Source organism: Acetoanaerobium sticklandii, from assembly GCF_000196455.1.
In the GTDB taxonomy this organism is placed as follows: Bacteria; Bacillota; Clostridia; order Peptostreptococcales; family Filifactoraceae; genus Acetoanaerobium; species Acetoanaerobium sticklandii.
The window spans coordinates 358,667-378,834 of sequence record NC_014614.1 but is presented as its reverse complement, the minus strand read 5'-3'; the positions used below and the strand labels follow the sequence as shown (position 1 = coordinate 378,834).

Below are 20,168 nucleotides of genomic sequence, written 5' to 3'. Positions count from 1 at the left end.
AATTTTGAATGATGATGAACATGAGAGCCCACCTTGCTCCATTTGTTACCCTCACCCAATAGTAAAAAGTTTACGGCTTTTTGTAGAAACTCCGGACCATATTACCGGATTATATCAGGCTTTTTTACTTTATTATTCGTCTTTTAATATTCATGATTTAATTTTAATGGATATATTACAATAAATCAAGTGTTTTTTCATATATTTTTCAAAAAATTATAGCTTATTGTTCGTATAATTCCGAACTATAAGCTATATTACTTTATCTATAATCCATATTTTCATTTTTTTATAGAATGTTCCATTATTTGTAGAAATTAAATTTATACTAACTTCAACTCAGCAAAATATAAGTTCCATCTATTTTAGAACAAATCCATCAGTTTCATTTTTCAAGGATTTAGCTATAGATTCATTCTTATCCATATTTACATGAATGTCATTTATGCCTTCCACTAATTCAGTTACATTTGTCGCAGCGCTCATAACTCCCCTACTGCTTTCTTCCATTGTATCCGAAATACCTGTCATTTTCTGTGCTATCATTTCCATTACACCAGTTAGCTTCTGATTTTTTAAATTAAAATCATTCATAATTTCGTTTATATGAGAAGCATCTTGGTCATATTTCAATCCCATATCTACAAAGCTATCGTAATCTTCAAGTATAGTCTCATTAATATATTTAATCATATTTTTTGAGTTATCTATTAATTGTTCTACTGTTCCAACTATTTCTGAATTTAATTGTTGAATATTGCTAGCTGCATCCTTGCTCGAATCTGCAAGCTCTCTGATTTGTCCAGCTACCACAGCAAACCCTCTACCTGCTTCTCCTGCTCTTGCTGCTTCAATAGATGCGTTTAGTGATAATAGATTTGTCTGTTCAGAAATGGCTAAAATATCTTGAGTTAGATTGTTAATCTGAGCTATACTCTTACTGTTTTCTATAGCAGAATCTAATTTTTCAACTATTTCTACTACTACACTTCCTGTACCTTCTTTAGTTTCTAGTGCCGCTTTTTTCATTTCTTCCGCTCTAGATTTCATGATTTTCGAATATTCTAAAAGATTTATAGTTTCATTATTCATTTCAACCACTTCCGAATGAGCTTCATCAGTTTCCGAACTTACACTTTCTACCGTTGCAGATACTTCTTGAGTAGATGCCGCTAATTGTTCCATCAATGCTGATATATCGCTTACACTAGTGTCTGCCTTTTCAATTTTTCCTATTACATTTTCAATGACATTGTACATGTCCTGAGTGTTTACTGTCAATTTTGATATTATTTGTTCTAGAGTTTCTATAAATTTATTGATATTTATACCAACCCTACCTATCTCATCATTTACTTTTATATTAACTCTGCTAGATAGATCGCCTTTTTTCGCTTCAACTCCAGATATTATTTCTGTTAATTTTGTTTCTAGATTTCTAAGTGGTATAACTATATACGATCTAATATTTAATATTCCAAACGCAATTAATATCAAAGTAGCTACTGCAAGTCCTAAAGCAATCATTTGAGATTGTTTTAGCATATCTAACTGATTTTTTAAAACTTCTTTTATTACATCATCGTTTGCTACTATTAATTCATAGACATCCTCTTCAATTTTTTTGCTTACTTCTTTATTTGCTTCAATATTTGAATAAAAGCCTTCTAAATTATCAGATTTTACTGCATTAACGCTCTTTTGAGCATTTTCATATAAAGCTTTTATATTTTCTGTCATTCTATTTACTATTTCTTTCTTATCTTTTTCGGCATTTCCTAGAGCTTCTTCTGCGTAATACATCATATCTTCATATGCACCGGAAAGTTCTTCCTCATATTCCTTTATTTCTTTATCGCTCTTTGAGTTTCCTATGTGATATACAAGTTTCTGGATTCTATGAGTACCTCCAGCTATTTCATCAAAATCTATCATATTTCTAATTCCAACTTCATTTATTTTGGTTGATCCTTTTTGAACATTATTTAGATTATATACAGAGTAAATCCCCGACGCTATTGTTATAAGACCTAAAGCAACTATAATAATCAGTATCCTCGCTTTTACAGAAATCGAATTTCTAATTTTTTTATCATTTTTAAACTTTGAACCTTTGCCCTTTTTTAATTCTTCCAAATTCCTCGTTGTTTCCTCTTGCTTTACTCCCTTAGTTTTGATAAATTTTTCTTTCATCTTCTCCTCCATTCAAAATAGTTTATTATTTAAGTCTAACAAAAGTGATTAAAAAAAAGTGTACCTTAAGTTACAATATAATGAAAAGTTACAATATAGGAATTAATTATTTATATCTAAATACCCATATTTATGTATTTAATATCGGCAAATTTAACATATATTTAATAAATTATATTGATTATAAATTTAATTTAACAATTTAATTATCTTTTATTTGTTATATAATATAGATAAATGATATCGAAGGGAGATGCACCTTATGATTTACAGAAATGCTACTATTGATGATATCGAAGCAGTTGCAAGGCTCCAGCAGAAATACCACGTGTCCACTATTGATGAACAGGATAAGAAGGATGGGTTTGTTACTACCTTATTTACACATGAACAATTTAAGGAAATAATAGAAAAAGAAAATGGGCTTGCCATAGCTTGCGACTCATTAGGCGTTATAGGATATGCGATGGCGGCGTCGTGGGAGTTTTGGTCAAAGTGGCCTTTGTTCCAATTTATGATAGAGGATTTGCCTAGTACTACTTATTTAGGAGAAGTTCTTAGCACAAAAAATTCTTATCAATATGGACCTATATGCATAGACAAAGCCTACAGAGGAACCGAAGTGCTTGCTAATTTATTCGAGTTTTCTAGGCAGCAGATGGAAAAAAGATACCCTATTATGATTACTTTTATAAATCATATCAATCCTCGCTCTTACGAGGCTCATACAAGAAAGCTTGGATTAGATGTGATAAAGAATTTTGATTTTAATAACAATCATTACTATGAGCTAGGCTATGATATGAAGAAAAAAACATTAGGCTCTACTATATAAAAAATTAAACCGGCCCATTTTGACTTTTACTAAATCAAAATGAACCGGTTTTTATTAATATAATTAAGGTTTGCGATTCTTAATCTATCTTTATAAAAATAACCTCTTATCAAATCATTTCAACAATTTTTTTCATAAGGGCTGGCAAATCCCCTGGATTTCTAGAGGTCAAAATATTATCTGATACAACTACTTCCTTATCAATCCATATTCCGCCAGCATGAATCATATCGTTTTTTATTGAGAAAAAGCTAGTTACTTCTTTATCTTTTATAGCATCTGCAGATGCTAGCATCCATGGTCCATGACATATCGCAGCTACAGGCTTACCTGTTTTTATGAACATTTTTACTAGATTTACGGTTGCCTCTGTTCTTCTCATATAATCCGGGGAAAACCCTCCTGGTATAAAAAGAGCCTCATACTCCTCAGGATTGATTTCTTCAGAGGCTAAATCTGATTTTAGACTAAAGCCAGCTTTTGACTTATATGCTTCATCTTTTTTACTACCTACTAATACGACTTCAAAATCTTCTCTTAGTCTATGATATGGATAAATTAGCTCTTGCTCATCAAAAAGGTTCTCAATTAATATCATTACTTTTTTCATTTTACTATCTCTCCTTTTTCTATTATAGTTCATTTGCACCGAAAGTATCCCATTGACTTAAATCTCCTGCTTCATAGCCTTTAAAAAACCATCGTTTTCTTTGCTCTGAGGTTCCGTGAGTAAAGCTATCTGGAACCACGTAGCCTTGAGATTGCATCTGTATTCTATCGTCTCCTACAGCGCTTGCTGCAGTCAGTGCTTCTTCTAAATCTCCTTCTTCTAAAAGATTTTGTCCCTGAACATGGTTAGCCCAAACTCCTGCTAAATAATCTGCTTGCAGTTCTAGCCTTACATTGTATTTGTTGTACTCTTCCTTACTCACTTTTCCTCTAATTTCATCCATCTGAGCTATTATTCCAAGCTCATTTTGAATATGATGACCCACCTCATGAGCTATTACATAGGCCATAGCAAAGTCCCCTGGAGCTTTGAACTGGGTCTTTAGTTCGTTGTAAAAGCTAAGGTCAATATAAACATTTTTGTCTCCTGGACAGTAAAACGGCCCTGTTGATGCTCCTGCCACTCCGCAGGCTGACTGTACGCTACCAGTAAAAAGAACGAGCTTTGGTTCATTGTATTCTTTGCCCAAATCAGCAAAGATATCATTCCATACCACCTCAGTGTCGGCTAAAACAACTGACACAAATTCAGCAAGCTCTTCCTCTTCCTGAGTAGCTTCATAAGGCACGCTTTGAGTTTGACCAGGATCTATGCTTTGCATTATGTCTCCAGGATTTCCTCCTAGTAATGCATAGATAATCATTATTATGATACCAAAGCCTCCCAAGCCACCAATAGCGGCTCCTCCTACGCCTCTTCCTCTTCTATCCTCAACATTAGAGCTTTTAGCTCTTCCCTTCCATTTCATATACTGCCTCCTTTCTCTATTTTAAGCTACCTAATTAATCTTCCCGTATATTAACATTTACCCTAGAATATCTTTCTTAAAAGCAAAAAACTCTCAGCATAATACTAAGAGTTTTCTTCTATAGGCAATCCAACCTAGAATCAAAAAGAACCGTTCCTATTGATTCTACCTATTGATTCTACTGCTTTGTTCCGTCCCAGCCTCCACCTTGGTTAGGGTCTGGGCTAGTTTCTTGCCATGACCCACTAAAGGATTTTTCATCTTCGTTCATTATAAATGTAAAAGTTCCCTCATCGTCATTTTCTATCCATGTACCTGATAGAGTATTGCCACTCACTGTTCCAGCAAGACTTCCCACATCATGAGAATAGCTACCTGACACATTATTTCCACTTTGAGTCATTACTAAAACTCCAAACTCTGTATCCCAGGCCCCTGACCATACTGAAGCAATTTGAGGATTTAAAGCTTTTTTGATATTTTCTCCACCTTTTCCACTCTTATAAAACTCTAGAATAGATTCTTTATCTACACTAAATCCAAACCATTTTTTTAGCATTTCTTTATCTGGAGGATAAGCCTGTGTTTCTGGAAGCTTTAGCGCATCCTCATAAGCCTTTTCAAAGTTTGACCATAGCTTTTTGATATGCTCTGCATCGTCACCATTGTAACGTTCTAGTTGCTCTAGCTTAGGTAATGCTACCTGTATTATATTTTTCATGTATTCTATATTTCTTTCGCCATAAAGCTTACTGTCAAAATATCCTATGTCACCATTCTCATCTTCAATCTTATGAGAAATCTCATGCCAAATCAGCTGCCCCATATCCATATCATCAGATGGTGCAATTGCTGAAGGATCCTTTTTCAAGGTTATAGTGTTTGTCTTTGGGTCATACTGAGCATCTTCCTTAAACGTCATATCTACTACCAAAGTGGTATCAGAAAGCTCCATGCGATAGGTTTCAATATTTCCAAGCTTTATAACTTCATTAAATCTGCTATTTTCAAACTGGTTCATAAAATTCTTCATATGAGCATACGAATTAGCTTGGATTGTTTTCGCATCTGGCTTATTTTGCGTGTCAGATACTGAAGTCTGGGCATCAGCTGATACTATTTTAACTGTTTTGGTATTTGCATCCCAATCAACTTGTGCTCCTAGTGTCTCTGCTATGAACCTCGCTGGCACCATAGTTCTTCCATTTACAAGAGTCCCTGGCACATCAAGACTTACACTTTGTCCATTCACAACTGCATTTGTACTTCCAATTTTGAGTTTCATATCCACTTTATCAGTTTTTGCTGTAACAGTTTTGGTAGACGGGTCCCACATCGGTGTAACATTCAAAGCTTCAAATATAGCTCTTAGCGGAACTAAGGTTCTTCCGTTCACAAGTGTTGGTGGCTCATCCATTACAAGCTTTATCCCATTGATTTCAACCGTTGCCATATTTTGAGCAAATGACAAGTTTGGTAAAGTTATAACAATCAAAGCTACTAAAAATAAGTATTGCCAAGTTTTTTTCATAAAATCACCCTCCTTAAAACTTAATAATTCATAGGATATATTGATATATATTTATACCCTTATTAGATCTCTAATAAATAAATTACAAATATATATTTGATAATATGAATAATTTTTATGAAATTAATAGATGCTTAATAAATTTTAATCATCGTCTTATAGTTCAATCTAAGATAAAGTATACGATTGCAATTTATGACTTGCTACCTGCCCAAATTGTTTTTCAGAAGATCATACTGCAGATGCTATTTACTGCAACAAGTGTGGAAATTTACTCTAATTCAATTGTAAGCCCTACCCCTACATCATGTACCTTCAAAGCATTATTCATTTTAGCCTTAGCTTGAAAAGAAATGCAGTGACCTGGGTATAGCATAGGTATATTCTCATTTTTTAAGTAGTCTACGGTAGCAGCTAGTCTTTCATCGCAGTCAAACATATGAAATCCACCTATAACACCTAGGATTTTGTCTGAGCTACATACTTTTTTAGCATGCTCAATTATATTGCAAATACCACTGTGGGAGCATCCTGTAATAATGAACAGTCCAGATTTCGCTTTATATACTATTGCCGTGTCATCGAGCAAAGTGTCAATCTCAAAATTCCCATTTATTATAGTTTTACCAATTGGTATTCTTGGCTCAAAAGCTAAATACTGAGGTATTTCTCCTAAGAAGATTAATCTCTCACTTATTTCATATGGCTCTTTAGAAAGCTTTAGTTTAGATATTTTTTCTATCTGCTCTAGAGATATTTCTGAGCCTATAGATTCTTCATCATAGTATTTTGGATAAAAGCAATCTGGATGAGCAATGACTTCTACCTGCGATAAATCATATTTATCTTTAAGATACACAAGGCCTCTCGTGTGGTCGTTATGCCCGTGCGATAAAGCTATATGAGTCAGTTTTTCTAAATCTATATTTAGAAGCTTTGCATTAGAAATAAATATATCAGAATAACCCGTATCAAAGAGGAGCCTAATTTCTTCATCTTCTATATAGTAGCTCACGGCAGGTTCGCCTAGATAATACTGGTCTATAAACGTGTTGTTATCTACTAAAACTGTTAGTTTCATTAGTCCCTCCTCCAGCGAATTGGATAGATATTATTTATATTTCTCCAAATATGTCTATAATTTTATTTTTAAAATCGTATTTTTTATCATCATTTATTTTGAGATTATTATTTATAGCATTTCGTATAAAAAGTTTTTCAAGTTCTGGAATTGTTTCAATATAGATTTCAAAATGCAGTAATATCATAAGACTATTTATAATGCTACTCATTAGACTTATTTGATTTGATATGTATATTACATCTAAATTTGTCCAGTTCATTATGTCTAAACACTTTTCATTAGAGTAATATTGTGAATTTTTAAAGCTAAGATGGTTTGACAATTCTCTGTATTGAGCATTACATCTATGAGTCATATCATCGCAAAATACCACAGCTTTTTCTAAATCTATATCATATTTTCTTTCAAATTCATATTTATCTATCAAAATATTTCTATAATTTATATTCTCGAAAACTAAACCTAGTTCTAATAATTCATGGTTAACTTTACTATCAAAGAAAAATAAAGCCATTAATTCTAGGGTTCTATTTATCATCATCAATAAAGGCAGTCTCATCTTAAGCGCTGAAAACACTATTATATGTAAAGTATTTGAAATACACTCCTTGAACATGGATTTCATACTATCATCCATAATCTCAGCATTATAAATATAGTTTTCCCATGTATTTAGACTCAAAAATAATTTGACTGCCATATCCATTAAAGAGCCTGGATTTTCATTTTCTAAATCAACATCAATACTATAATTTTCATTTAAAAAATCTCTAATATTATTAAATTCAGCTTCTTCTCTAAGATTCATAGCATCTCCTTTGGCTGGAGTTCGTAGATTCTAACTTAGTCTCTACTTATTTTTTATTTGCTTTATTTTGCTTATAAAAATCTAACCACATATCCATAAAGTCTTTTTTGTCAGTTTTTGCTGATGATTTATTTTTCGAATTTGTTTTTAATGTTTTTTCGTCATTTTTAACTAATCCTCTTTCGATTAGTTCTACTATAGCTCTACCTCTCATATCATCTAAGGATAGTTTTTTGTCATACGGTTTTATATCTAGCTCCATTAAAAAACTCATCATCTTATCTTTTCTTCTGATTTTTTTCATTTCTTCAAGTATGTTAACTATGTTTTCCATTGAATATAATGATTCATCAGCTTCCCTAACCTTCTGCTCCAGAGAGTTAGTTGATATTGACATAGTTGACATTATTTCATTTCTCACTTCATTCAATCTATCCTTATCAGAAAGAAATGAAAGCGAATATAGTTTGTTTAGCAAATCTAATAGGTCATAAATATCATTTTTAGTTTCATCTTTCATTTTATAATCGTCCTCTCTGAATTAGTTCTAATGAAAGCTCTTCAATGTTTTTTCTCAGTTCAGTTTCAACTGTCATATCAACAATATATTTATTTTTATTTAACTCATCATCTAAACCTTTAACTATGACTTCTCTATAAGGAATTTCATTCATGAAAATATAGTCTTTCCAATCGTTTTTTAGCTTATCTTTTACTTTTTTATAAATTAAACGACTAGGTATTACCATATTAAGTATTATTCCTATAAAATTTATTTCATGACCAAACTCCCCGTATATATGACTATCTATATAGTTTTGTAGCATTGGAAGTCCAAACATAGAAAATGCATCTGCTTTCATTGGCACTACATAGCTATCTGCCGCGAGCAATCCCATTTTTGTGTACTCAGAAATAGTCGGTGGACAATCCAAAATAATAACATCGTATTTTGATGCAAAGTGATTATTTATATATTGCCTTAATTTATACGGGCGTTGATCTAAGTTTATTTCCATTAACTTCATATGAGATGCAACTATATCAAAAACTCCATCTACATTTATTGTAAGATTCTCTAGTGGTTCATCTTGGGTATATTTTTTCAATGTTGCTTTTACTTGATATTGCTGGTTCATAAACCCAAAAATTGTTCTATTTGGCTCTTCCACAAGCTGAGTAAGAGCTTCTTGAGATAAACAGTACTGAGTCGAATTCATCTGTGGATCGATATCTATTAAAAGTACTTTTTTGCCATGAATTTTTGCCAACGCATAAGCCATATTTACTGCTAGAGTTGTCTTTCCTACTCCACCTTTCATATTAATAAATGCAATAGTTTTAGCCATCTTGACTCCCCCTTCATTTCAGCACTATCTATTCACCAATATTTAACCATATATATAATACATTTAATCGTTTCATTTTCTAGTCCATAATACCATTTCAATATTCATAGGTCTAGCTTCATATAAATCAACGTGTCCATAGGGTTATTATTGTAGCTAGGTATTTCATAAAATCCGAAATTTTTATAAAGCACAATTGCACTTTTTAAAAACGGAAGCGTGTCTAATAGCATTGCTTTGTAGCCTATTTCTTTTGCCTCATCAATAATTTTCTGGATTAATAAATTTCCAAGCTTAAGCCCTCTAAATTCGGGTCTAACATAGAGCCTTTTGACTTCGCAGTTCTCACCGTCTAGCTCCTTTAGCGCTATGCAACCCGCGACTTTCCCATCTACATATGCAAGGTATAGTCTTGCTCTGGGTAGTCCATATTTTTTCTCAAGGTCTTTAATTTCATCGTCGTAATTTTGAATTTCCAAATATTTTTTGAACGTGCTATCCCCTGCTATGAGCATTTCCATATACTCAGAAAACAGTGCTAAAACTTCCTTAGGCGAGTCGTAACCTAATTTAATTTCTATATCCATATACAATCTCCCCTTTTTATCGGCCACCGTAGCTTCCGCCTCCACCGCCGCCACCGCCACCGCCCGAGAAACCTCCTCCTGAGCCTCCTCCTGTGGATGATTTGCTGACAGCTTTTTGGGCTGATGAAAATGCTTTGTCTATTGAATTTCCTACCATATCAAATGAATCGTTAAATGCTCTAAAGCTTCCGTAGGATGAGTAATTCATCCAGCCATATCCAAAGCGATAGTCTCCATCGGTCATATTAGGAAATACCAGCTCTAGTTGTTTTATTACTTCTTTTGCAACCCCTAAAGTGACTGCATATACAAGGTAATGTTCCCAAATTATAAGGCTTGGAATTTCATGTCTTTGCATCTCAGAAAAATGCTCTAGAAATTTTTTAAATGCTTTCCACTTTACGTAGTCGTCCTGACCATTTGGAGAGCGTCTTCTAAATAGCTGAGGTACTAGCAATATCATAAGCCCTGATATCACTAGAGCAATCCCAATCGCAAGCATTTTAAAGGTAGTAAAAATACCAAGCGCAATTATCAAAATTCCACCGATTGCAGAATATTTATATAGGGCTTTGTTTTCATCAAAGAAACTATATTTTGCTGTAGTAATTTCTATATCCTCTGTCCAGCTTTGCCAGAATTTATAGAACTCTTCTCCATATTTCTTAGCATAATCCTCTATTTCTGTAAGATGAATAAAGGGCTGTCTTCCCCCTATGTCGTTTTTGAGGTAGTCAAGTAATCTTTTCTCATGCCTTTTGAGTACAGCATCTTCTGGATTCCTAAAGCTTCCAGGCTCAGGATCAGGCATAAATGTAAGCTTGTAGGTTGTGACTTCCTTAGTTCCTATGAGTTTTTTTACTTCTACTTTATCTTCTTCTAGGTATAGAAATTTTCTTCTTGCTAGGTCCAAAATAGTCGCTGTTATATCCTCTGGCTTCATTTTTTTGTAATTCCAAAGGATACTTAGCTCAGCTGGGCTATAGTCTGCTGGAAGGTCTCTATAGTAGTCACCTTCAAAATTCGATTTATATTTTCTTCCGAACCTTCTCCATAAATATATAAGAGCCCCTATAGTAGCTGCTAATATTCCTGCAGCTCCTCCTAGCTCAAATCTAGCTCTTTGTCTTTCTTTATTTGCTTTGTCTGCATTTGCTTGCTCTTCTGATAATATACTCCCTAAGGCCATTTGGTTTGTGTAGGCTTCTCTAGGGGCATCAGAAAAAAGTGCTGTAGGCATTACTACTCTTCCTTCTACAAAGGTGTAGGGAGATAGATTCTGAGTTTTCCAAATCACCCCATTATTTTGAGTGAATTCTACAACCCCATCTAAAGGGCCATGTCCCCAAATCCTAATGTCTTGACCTTGGACATAGCTTTCTGCTCCAGATGGAAGGCTAAGATTAACCTGCACATCGTTTATTTTATTGCCATTTGCATCACCTACAAATTTTCTATATAGCTCTGCAACGTCATTGTGAATTTTTACAGCATTTACCACAGTATAGGAAAGCTCAAAAGTTCTCGTCTGGTCGTAGGCATCTATGCTCCAGTCTATAAGGATGTCACTTCCTTCTTTTTTAGTGAGGAAGGTTCCTGGTGGACCATATTCAGTGCCTGGATTATAGGTATAGGGCTGGCCACTTTCACTAACTGACACATCTACTATAGGCGTAGTTCCTTCTGGAATTTTGACATAAAATCCATTCCACTGCTCATTAAATTCCACAGTTATTTTTTCTGTCACCATCATTGAAGCATCAGGCAAGAGCTGGGCATCAATGTATAGACTTCTCATACTTAGGCTTCTATCAGCAAACGCTTGATTCGGTATTAAGGTCATCAATACTATAGTCAAGATTATTATTACTTTATTTAATTTTAGGCTATACGAGGAAAAGCTTTTGTCCATAGCAAATTCTCCTTCCTAAAATTCCACCTTTACTGTTTCTCTAGCTTCTGGTTCATCCTGAAGTGTGAAATAATCAGCAGGAGTAAAGCCCATATTCCCAGCTATAAGGCTATTAGGGAATACCTCTATGCTTGTATTGAATTTTTGAACTGTATCATTATAAAACTGGCGTGAAAAAGCAATTTTGCTTTCTGTATCGCTCAGCTCTGCTTGAAGCTGTAAGAAATTTGTGTTTGCTTTTAGCTCTGGATAAGCTTCCGCTACAGCAAATAAAGAGCGAAGAGCCCCTGTTAGCATGTTTTCTGCTTGAGTCTGTTCCTGAACAGTCCCTGCATTCATAGCCATTGTTCTAGCTTTTGTTACATTTTCTAGTGTTGTTTTTTCATGCTCAGCATAGCCTTTTACTGTATTTACAAGGTTTGGAATCAAATCATATCTTCTTTTTAGCTGTACATCCACTTGAGACCAAGCGTTTTTAACCCTTTGTCTTAATTGCACCAAATTGTTGTAAATCTGAATAACAAAGCCTACAACTCCAAAAACTATAAGCCCCAAAACTATCATTCCTACCATAACTTTTCCCCCTTAATCTAACTCAAATTTTACTATCAAAATTTCTAAGCTACTGAGTCCTATCATCTTTAATTTCTAAATAATTAGGACACCATTTAACTATTTGACTTTCTGCTTGCTCTGTTCCTATTTGCTCTTTTGCAGTCATCTTGTAGTAATCGTTGTTTCCACTTGCATCAGTAGAGTAAATCATTCCACTACCTGGAGCGTAGTAAGCAATTGTTACAAACCCAGCTGCTTGATTGTCTTCTTTTACTACAAGGCAGTTGCTGAATTTTTCAAAGCCTAAATCCAAGTCCACTCCCATATCCATAACTGTCCAAACTATATCGCCAAACACTTCATCCTCATAGCTCCATGTCTTTCCTATGGATAAATCATCCTTAAGATGAGAGTAGATTTCAAATGGTGTGGAATCCAAAATGTAATAGCTTCCATCTTGGCGAGTCACATAATGAAACCCATATCCGTAGTCCTCTCCATTTTCTCTTACTACTTCGACCTCTGAAACTATTACTCCTTCATTTGCATTTGGTCCTCTTCCGCTAAATCTCTCAACTACACCTGCCATTCCATCTGGATAGTTTACAAAGAATGTGGACTTATATCCTGGTGTAGATAAATAGGTCCTAGCCTTTGTCAAATCTAGCTGAGACGATGTAAGCTCGGTTTGCTGAGTTTCTCCAGTTCCCTCATTTGAAGCCTCGGAATTTTGATTTGAAGAGTCTGCATTTTGATTTGGCTGGTCTGCTATATTATCATTTTCCCCTTTTTGCGAAAAAAACCAGTAGCCTCCACCAAAAATTACTATTACTAGAAGCGCTACTACTGCTATCACCCCTGAGTTTCTTTTTTTCTTAGGTCTTTCTGGAAAAGGCTCCCTAAAAGGTTCTCTAGCTGCTTGCCTAGCAGGTGGTACAATGCTATCTTCTTGTTTTGGATATGGACTTCTTTCTTCCCTTACTTCTGGCTTATTTTCGTAATCATCAGCTTCTAATTTTTGTCCACAGCTTTCACAAAATACATCCTCTGGCTGAGTTTTTGCTCCACAATTCATACAAAACTTTGAATCTCCCATAGCTTCCCTCCACTTTGATTATTTTTCTAAAGCTTGAGTTATCTTTGGTACTACTTGTTTCTTTCTAGATAGTACTCCAGGTGCTAAGAAGGTACTGTCAACTAGCTCAGCATCAAAGCTTCTAGCTATACTTTCTGCATCTGGTCCTACTACTATAAATTTTGAAGTTTCCTTCAGTATGTCAGTAAGCACAAGGACAAAATCATCTTCTCCACCAGCAAGTCTAAGCTCAGTCATTTTTTCAATAAGAGCGAGTCTGATGCCCTCTAGACTATCTAAGTCCATAGTCATAACCTGTGCTATTCTTACTCTTTTGCCACTTATTATAAATTCTTTTACATCTCCTCTTAATAAATCCACAGGCTCTTTTTCTTCTAATGATGTCCCTGCTCTAAACATATCTTTTGCAAAGGTTTCTATATCTATTCCTGCTATTTTTGACATTCTTTCTAGCATTTGTCTATCTAGCTCAGTAGCTGTAGGGCTTCTTAGCATAAGAGTATCAGATATTATAGCGGCGCTTAGGATACCCGCAATTGATTGCTCTGGTCTTATACCCTGCTCTATATACATTTTTGAAATTATAGTAGACGTACTTCCTACTGTTTCATTTCTAAAAAACACAGGATGTCCTGTAGTTATGTTTGCTATCCTATGATGGTCTATTATTTCTGTGATTCTTGCATAGTCTATCCCTGGTATAGACTGGTTTTTCTCGTTATGGTCTACTAGTATCAGCTCTTTTTGAGGATTTGAGATAAGGTGAAATCTCGAAATATTTCCAGCAACATGTCCTGTTTCATCTATCACGGGATAGCTTCTGTACCTAGTTTCTCCCATGATTTTCTGAACATCCTCCACAAAATCATCCAAATCAAAGGTCACTATGTTTTCCGTAGTCATTACATAGCTTATAGGTACTGATTGAGGAAGAAGTCTAGCTGCCATAAAGCTGTTGAAGTTGGTTCTTAAGACCACAATATTTCGCTTCTCAGCTTCAGATAGTATACTTGGCTCAATCTCACAGCCTCCAGTTAGAATCAGCACAGAGACATTTCTATTTATTGCATCTAGCTGAGCATCTGAGCGGTCTCCTACTATTACTATATCTCCTTCACTTATAAATTCCTCTGCTTTTTGAGGAGTCATAGCATATACATGCATGAATCCAAATGAACGTATGTCTTCTGGTGTATACAGCAGTTCACCCGATAAAGTTTCCACTATGTTTTCAAGAGGAGTATTTGAATTTTTAATTATTGCATCATCCCAAACATCCAAGTAGCAGGCTGTAATATTTGAAAGACTTACTACTCCAACTAAGTTGTTTGAATCATCTACTACAGCTATGTTGTTGTTGTGATTTGATTGGATGAGTCTAATTGCTTTTGCTAGAGAAATCTCTGGGGAAGCATAAAATGCTGGATCCATGTCCAAATCTCCTACTCTAGGCTTTATGGTATCCATATATCTAGGCTTCTCTACCTTAAAATAATCTAGTACAAACTGGGTCTCACTGTTGATTTCTCCGAGTCTAACAGGAATCGCATTTAGACCATTTCTTTTTTGCTTTAGCTTTGCATAGGCAATAGCAGATACAATTGAGTCCGTATCTGGATTTTTATGTCCCGTTATATATATTTCTCTGTTCATAATTTTCTCCTTTTATAAAAGTTTTCATTTTCTTAGTAATACATTTAGTAAATAAAGTTAAGGCTCTAAAACAACCTCACCAATAGCTTTATTTGACTTTTTTAGCAGTATCATATACCAAGTAGCTAAAATAACTCCTTTAAATATACTTGAAATGCTAATCGCCCACCATACACCGTTTAATCCAAGGCTAGTAGCTGAAAGTATGAGTGCTCCTGGTATTCTTAGAGCATTGAATATTATACCTATTATCGATGGTGGAACTGTATTTCCCAGTCCATTAAACGCCCCTGCTGTAGTTAGCTCTATGCACATAAAAAACTGAGAAAGTGCTAGTATTTTTAAGTATACTACCCCATAGCTTATGCTCTCTGGCTCTGGGATAAATATTGAAAATATAGGTCTAGCTCCAAAATAAAGCAAGCCTGTTGTAAATATTCCAATTACTGTCATAATAGCTAGCCCAACCATATATCCTTTTGAAATTCTGTCCCAGTTCTTTGCTCCATAGTTTTGTCCTACAAAGGTGCTCATCGCAGTTTGAAAGCCTCCTGCTGTCATCCACGAAACAGCCTCAATCTGAGAACCTACCTTCTGAACAGCTATAGGAATCGGTCCCCACTGAGCTATTATTCTAGCTATTACCATTGCAAATACAGTAAATAATCCGCTTTGAAGTGCGACTGGAAGTCCTAGCTTGAAAATTTTATTTATATGAGCCATATCTGGAGCTTTGAAAAGATTAAGTCCTGAAAAAAGTTCTGGTCTCATCCTAACATTTAGCACAAATATTATAGTAACTACTGCTTGCGCTATAACAGTTGCAATAGCTGCTCCAGCTACCTCTAATCTTGGAATAGGTCCTAGTCCTAAAATAAGCAGTGGGTCTAGTACCATATTCACTAAAAGTCCGATTGAATTTATTATAAATGGAGTTCTGCTTTCTCCGTAGCCGTTGAAAATAGCTGTAAATACTGGATTTATAAAATAAAAAACAAGTCCAAAGGATATAATCACCAAATAATTAATTGCATTTTGGATTATATCTGGTTCTCCTAGATTAAAAAATCCTATGAGAGGTTTTCTAAATGTTATAAGAGAAAGTGCATATATCAGAGCAATTACCACTATCATTTGAAGTGTGTGCTTGATATAAACCTTAGCCTCTTTCATATCGTTTTTTCCTATAGACTGAGCTACTCCGACCTCAGCACCTATTTTTGGTATAAGGATAAAAGCCATAGCAAGCCAAGTAAAAAATCCAGCTGTTCCTACTGCTGCTACGGCTCTTGAGCCAACTCTTCCCACCCAAATCATATCCGTCATATTGTAAGCCATCTGAACAAAAGACGTTCCCATTATAGGTATGGCTAGTTTAAATAATGCGCTTAAAATACTACCCTGTGTCAAGTTATTTGTTTTCATAGTTTTTCATCAACCATTCTTTATATTATTTGTCTATAATATTATAAAGCATTGGTTAGTGATTTGCATCTTAAACCTCGTGGGGTCTTATTGTTAATAAAAGGTTTTCAGAATCCATGAGAATTCTGTATTGTTCTATAGGTTCAATTAATTATTCTAAATATGTTTGAGTTGTTTCTTCAAATAACAATTTCTTGCCATCTTTTTCGCTAAAATAGAATTTCAAATCTGGCCCTTCCCCTACATTTCTATATACCATTTGACCTTTATTAATGATAGTACTTTCATCAATATCTGCTAGATAGTAATAGGTGCCCTTGTTTGCTCCCTCATATTCCATTGTTTTGTAAGTCCCAGAAAAGCTTGAATCTATAATATTCCCCGCTGACCTTACCTCTGCATAAAAGGTACCATCAGGATAAAATACCACTTTAAATCCTCTACTTTCGGGTTCTCCTACTATACCATGCTCTTTCTTAAAATTTTCTTCTCCTTCTTTGGAAAGTCCAGGTGGTATAAATACTCCGTTGTTTGAGTAGTTAGAGTAGATGCTCCAATGTCCCAATATTTCTCCTTGCTGGATTTCAGATGGAAATTCAATTTTTGTGTTTGGTGATGTAAAGCTAAATCCAATATAGCCATCCCTTACTGGTATTGCTGCTTCTGACGGCGCAAAAGGATAGGTTGCTAGCTGATTTGGTGAGCCTGCCAATATATAGTGATATAGGTTACATCTAAATACTATATTTGAATCCTCGTGTCTTTCGCTAGCCACAAAATCTTCTTGATGAAAACCATTTGACTCAAGCTCAAAGTATTTGCTTGCATGAACTGATTTTGCAAATCCTGGTTTTTCCAAATTTGGGTCTATAGCTTCAAAATATATTGTTTGATTTAAAGACTCTGCTAAATCCATAGCTGCCAGAGTGTATTGTACTCCTAGCTGATGGTTTTCAACTTTAGCCATCTCATTGTATACAGTTTGTAATCTATCATGGGTTCTTACTATTGTTCTTTGTGCATATTTTTGTAATTTTTCATTTGTCTTTGGCCACTCTAAAGTATCAGCTAATTGGTTTGACCTTAACAAAGCTCTCCCATCTATCCAATAAAATACACCAGCCATGTCTTTTGCATAGGCTCTCCAAAATGCTGAACTATAACTTTCAACTACTTTATTCACCTCTTCCTTAATAAGATGAGGCGATTCTAAGTTGTCCTTTCTAATTTTTGATAGTACTCTAGCCCAGTCTGCTTGGGTGGATAGCATATATTCGTTTTCTCTCAATTTTACTTTTTTGCCTGGGACTGGAATTATATATCCACAACTTTTGGTATCAAAATTATAGGTCACTTGCTCCATACTAAAATAGTCATACACACGCTCTACATCGTCTAAATATGAAGTAATATCTTCTGGATCATAGGTTAGCTCGTCAACTATTCCTCCTATCCAAACTGCTGTTGCCGCCGCTGCTATAAACGGGGATGCTTTGACAGAGACTGCTACTATTAATGCTATTTCAAGTATATTGAAAGCATTATCTCTTAGCACTGTATTGAGTGGTACTCCTCTAGAAAGCTGGTTTGAAATTTTTAGAGAGACTGCTGCTATTCCTAGTCCAGCAAATCTATTACTTACTGATTCTCCTACTCTCATTATGCTAGGGAGCAAGGCATTGGATAATGCTTCTAATTGATCAGCGCTTCCTGTGATTATATTTAGGTAATTAGCTCCAGTGGATACGACATCATTGGTCGGAACTGACCTATCTCTTAACAGCAATTCAAAGGGCTTAGTATCCACTTTATCAAGCACGTCAATAAGTGCTCCAGAATCGACAAGTACAGGCGTAGTCACCCCTTTATACTCATTGTTTGGATAGTAAAATACTGATTTTCCTTTATTTGTAGTGTTTTTAAGTATTGCAAACATTGAAAAATGCTCAGTTGAAAATGTTACAGTTTTATTTTCAGTATCTACACTAGATAAAATCGGTATCCACTGCTCTATGCTCTCATCAAACCATGCTATAGTTATTGTTTTTGCTTGTTCTTCTTCTGTTAATCCTTCTGGATTGTAATTTAGAGTAATATCAACTAAGGTATTAAACTCCTTCATGTCCTCTAAATTAAAATCGTAGGCTTGAAACTCCACTCCTGCTACTTCGTCAATTTTCGAAGGTAGACTAACAATTTCTAAACTTTTTTCTTCACTTAAATTGAACTCTCCAAAATCTACAATAACTCCTTCTAGATTTGCCATTGGATTTTCGGGAGAAACTACTGCTTTCATAGACTCAGCTTTTAGCTCAGATGCTGAGTATTCTACTTTTGGCAGCACCTGAGGTTTTTCATTATTTTCTATAGTTTTCTTAGCAAAAGAAAAGTCGTCTATTTTAGGAATATTAAATGGACCTATTAAGTAATTTAAAAGCAGTCCTATAAGAGCTAGCGACATTATAGGTGCAAAAATTTTAAAGAAGCCTCCCGTTTTTTTAGGCGAAATCTCTTTAGAATCATTTATTTTTGGTTTATAGTCATTTATTTTCTCATATGTTTTTTGCTTTTTCATCTCATTTAATTTTTCTTTTTCATTTAAGTCTTCTCTTTGATTTAAAGTTTCATATGGGGCTTTACTTTCCGATATTTTTACATTATTTTGATTTTCTTTATTTTCAAAATCCTGGTTAGCAAACTGTTCATTTGATTTTTCTTGTTTTGACGTAGCTTTTCCACAATTTTTACAGAATTTAGCTGTATCTGGAATCTTGGTTCCGCAGTATCTACAAAACATCCTAACCCCTCCCCACTTCTCATAGCCCTAATTATTTATAAAATACCCTGATTAATCATTGTAAAGCATTCACAATTCATTATTGCTAGGATAAAAACAAAAAACCATGTAAACTTTTATCTGAAAAGATTACATGGTTCATAAATCATTGGGCGAATCATTGGAATAGAGTTTATTTATATTAGGGTTTTTAGATTATTCATAATGGCTCCGTTCTTCTTTAGATATTTAAGTATCTTTGAATTTAAAAATCACAAAGAAGATATCTGAAATTATTAAATTAGTTCATCAAAATTATTGAATATATAAAAACTATAAGATTTCTAATACTATGTATAGATGTAACGACCCAAAACGAGGAATAATCTTTATTGATATATACATAATAAGAATATGCGAATACTAAACCTCCTAAAAATCCATATACAATATATATGCTACTATATCCATGGCATATTCCAAAAACAACAGCTGATAAAATAATTATTAAAATGACTTTTTTCTGAAAAAATTTTATTTTCAATAGTATCCAGAAAAATAACGTTTAAAATAGAAACGTTTCTATAATAGGGGCAATGACAACAACTAGAAAAAATTCTAATTCTATATTTGACTGCTCCATAGAGAAACCACCAATATCTGGAATATCAAATAATAAAAATAGAGGAACAAGAGCAAATGATATTAGATAAGTCAATAATACCATGCTAAAAACGAATTTGAACACCTTCATATTTCTAAGAACTTTATCAACTTTATATAAAAAACTCATTTAATAACTCCTTCATATCAATATGTCATATTAAAAAAACAATTCCCCACAATAAAAGTTCGAGTAATTTAAGTACATGTTATTTTATGATAT

Annotated in this window: 18 protein-coding genes and 1 riboswitch; of the genes, 1 reads left to right on the top strand and 17 read right to left on the bottom strand. The window is 34.2% G+C overall.

Translation table 11 applies throughout. The annotated features are described in order from the left end of the window. Positions 1 to 39 precede the first annotated feature (39 nt). A riboswitch (purine riboswitch) is annotated at positions 40 to 137 on the bottom strand. Between the two features lie 223 nt (positions 138 to 360). Next, positions 361 to 2,193 carry a methyl-accepting chemotaxis protein gene (locus tag CLOST_RS01800; protein ID WP_013360554.1) on the bottom strand — a complete coding sequence of 611 codons (1,833 nt, stop codon included), beginning with the start codon at positions 2,191 to 2,193 and terminating at the stop codon, positions 361 to 363. A 262-nt stretch (positions 2,194 to 2,455) separates the two neighbouring features. On the opposite strand from CLOST_RS01800, the gene CLOST_RS01795 reads away from it, so the two are divergent. After that, positions 2,456 to 3,028 (top strand): GNAT family N-acetyltransferase, encoded by a 573-nt coding sequence (locus tag CLOST_RS01795; protein WP_013360553.1) that lies wholly within the window; start codon positions 2,456 to 2,458, stop codon positions 3,026 to 3,028. Between the two features lie 109 nt (positions 3,029 to 3,137). Here CLOST_RS01795 and CLOST_RS01790 read toward each other — a convergent pair whose 3' ends face one another. The 16 genes from CLOST_RS01790 to CLOST_RS01720 form a co-directional block, all read right to left on the bottom strand. Beyond that, entirely contained in the window at positions 3,138 to 3,638 is a 501-nt protein-coding gene (locus CLOST_RS01790; protein WP_013360552.1) for a type 1 glutamine amidotransferase domain-containing protein, read from the bottom strand. Positions 3,639 to 3,660: 22 nt separating this feature from the next. Then, positions 3,661 to 4,506 carry a KPN_02809 family neutral zinc metallopeptidase gene (gene ypfJ, locus CLOST_RS01785; RefSeq protein ID WP_013360551.1) on the bottom strand — a complete coding sequence of 282 codons (846 nt, stop codon included), beginning with the start codon at positions 4,504 to 4,506 and terminating at the stop codon, positions 3,661 to 3,663. Between the two features lie 178 nt (positions 4,507 to 4,684). Further along, positions 4,685 to 6,037, bottom strand: a complete 1,353-nt coding sequence (locus CLOST_RS13385; RefSeq protein ID WP_013360550.1) for a stalk domain-containing protein — start codon at positions 6,035 to 6,037, stop codon at positions 4,685 to 4,687. Positions 6,038 to 6,308: 271 nt separating this feature from the next. Continuing rightward, positions 6,309 to 7,118, bottom strand: coding sequence for an MBL fold metallo-hydrolase (locus CLOST_RS01775; protein ID WP_013360549.1), 810 nt, complete (start codon positions 7,116 to 7,118; stop codon positions 6,309 to 6,311). 34 nt (positions 7,119 to 7,152) lie between these two features. Continuing rightward, the gene (locus tag CLOST_RS01770; RefSeq protein ID WP_013360548.1) at positions 7,153 to 7,929 is read right to left on the bottom strand and encodes a hypothetical protein; all 777 of its coding nucleotides are present in this window, start codon (positions 7,927 to 7,929) and stop codon (positions 7,153 to 7,155) included. A 46-nt stretch (positions 7,930 to 7,975) separates the two neighbouring features. Next, positions 7,976 to 8,449 (bottom strand): cytochrome P450 family protein, encoded by a 474-nt coding sequence (locus CLOST_RS01765; RefSeq protein ID WP_013360547.1) that lies wholly within the window; start codon positions 8,447 to 8,449, stop codon positions 7,976 to 7,978. A gap of 1 nt (position 8,450) precedes the next feature. Then, positions 8,451 to 9,278 (bottom strand): ParA family protein, encoded by an 828-nt coding sequence (locus CLOST_RS01760; protein WP_013360546.1) that lies wholly within the window; start codon positions 9,276 to 9,278, stop codon positions 8,451 to 8,453. 104 nt (positions 9,279 to 9,382) lie between these two features. Further along, positions 9,383 to 9,865 (bottom strand): GNAT family N-acetyltransferase, encoded by a 483-nt coding sequence (locus CLOST_RS01755; RefSeq protein ID WP_013360545.1) that lies wholly within the window; start codon positions 9,863 to 9,865, stop codon positions 9,383 to 9,385. 16 nt (positions 9,866 to 9,881) lie between these two features. After that, positions 9,882 to 11,777: a DUF2207 domain-containing protein gene (locus tag CLOST_RS01750; RefSeq protein ID WP_013360544.1), complete on the bottom strand. Its 1,896-nt coding sequence runs from the start codon at positions 11,775 to 11,777 to the stop codon at positions 9,882 to 9,884. 15 nt (positions 11,778 to 11,792) lie between these two features. Further along, positions 11,793 to 12,350 carry a LemA family protein gene (locus CLOST_RS01745; protein WP_013360543.1) on the bottom strand — a complete coding sequence of 186 codons (558 nt, stop codon included), beginning with the start codon at positions 12,348 to 12,350 and terminating at the stop codon, positions 11,793 to 11,795. A gap of 49 nt (positions 12,351 to 12,399) precedes the next feature. Continuing rightward, the gene (locus CLOST_RS01740; protein WP_013360542.1) at positions 12,400 to 13,428 is read right to left on the bottom strand and encodes a zinc-ribbon domain-containing protein; all 1,029 of its coding nucleotides are present in this window, start codon (positions 13,426 to 13,428) and stop codon (positions 12,400 to 12,402) included. Positions 13,429 to 13,446: 18 nt separating this feature from the next. Continuing rightward, positions 13,447 to 15,081, bottom strand: a complete 1,635-nt coding sequence (locus tag CLOST_RS01735; protein WP_013360541.1) for a putative manganese-dependent inorganic diphosphatase — start codon at positions 15,079 to 15,081, stop codon at positions 13,447 to 13,449. A 57-nt stretch (positions 15,082 to 15,138) separates the two neighbouring features. Beyond that, positions 15,139 to 16,506, bottom strand: coding sequence for an MATE family efflux transporter (locus CLOST_RS01730; RefSeq protein WP_013360540.1), 1,368 nt, complete (start codon positions 16,504 to 16,506; stop codon positions 15,139 to 15,141). Between the two features lie 151 nt (positions 16,507 to 16,657). Next, entirely contained in the window at positions 16,658 to 19,303 is a 2,646-nt protein-coding gene (locus CLOST_RS01725) for a zinc ribbon domain-containing protein (protein WP_013360539.1), read from the bottom strand. 280 nt (positions 19,304 to 19,583) lie between these two features. Next, on the bottom strand, positions 19,584 to 19,826 hold the full coding sequence (locus CLOST_RS14335) for a CPBP family glutamic-type intramembrane protease (RefSeq protein WP_013360538.1): 243 nt from the start codon (positions 19,824 to 19,826) through the stop codon (positions 19,584 to 19,586). Between the two features lie 21 nt (positions 19,827 to 19,847). Beyond that, the gene (locus CLOST_RS01720; RefSeq protein WP_041487072.1) at positions 19,848 to 20,075 is read right to left on the bottom strand and encodes a hypothetical protein; all 228 of its coding nucleotides are present in this window, start codon (positions 20,073 to 20,075) and stop codon (positions 19,848 to 19,850) included. Positions 20,076 to 20,168: the final 93 nt, after the last annotated feature.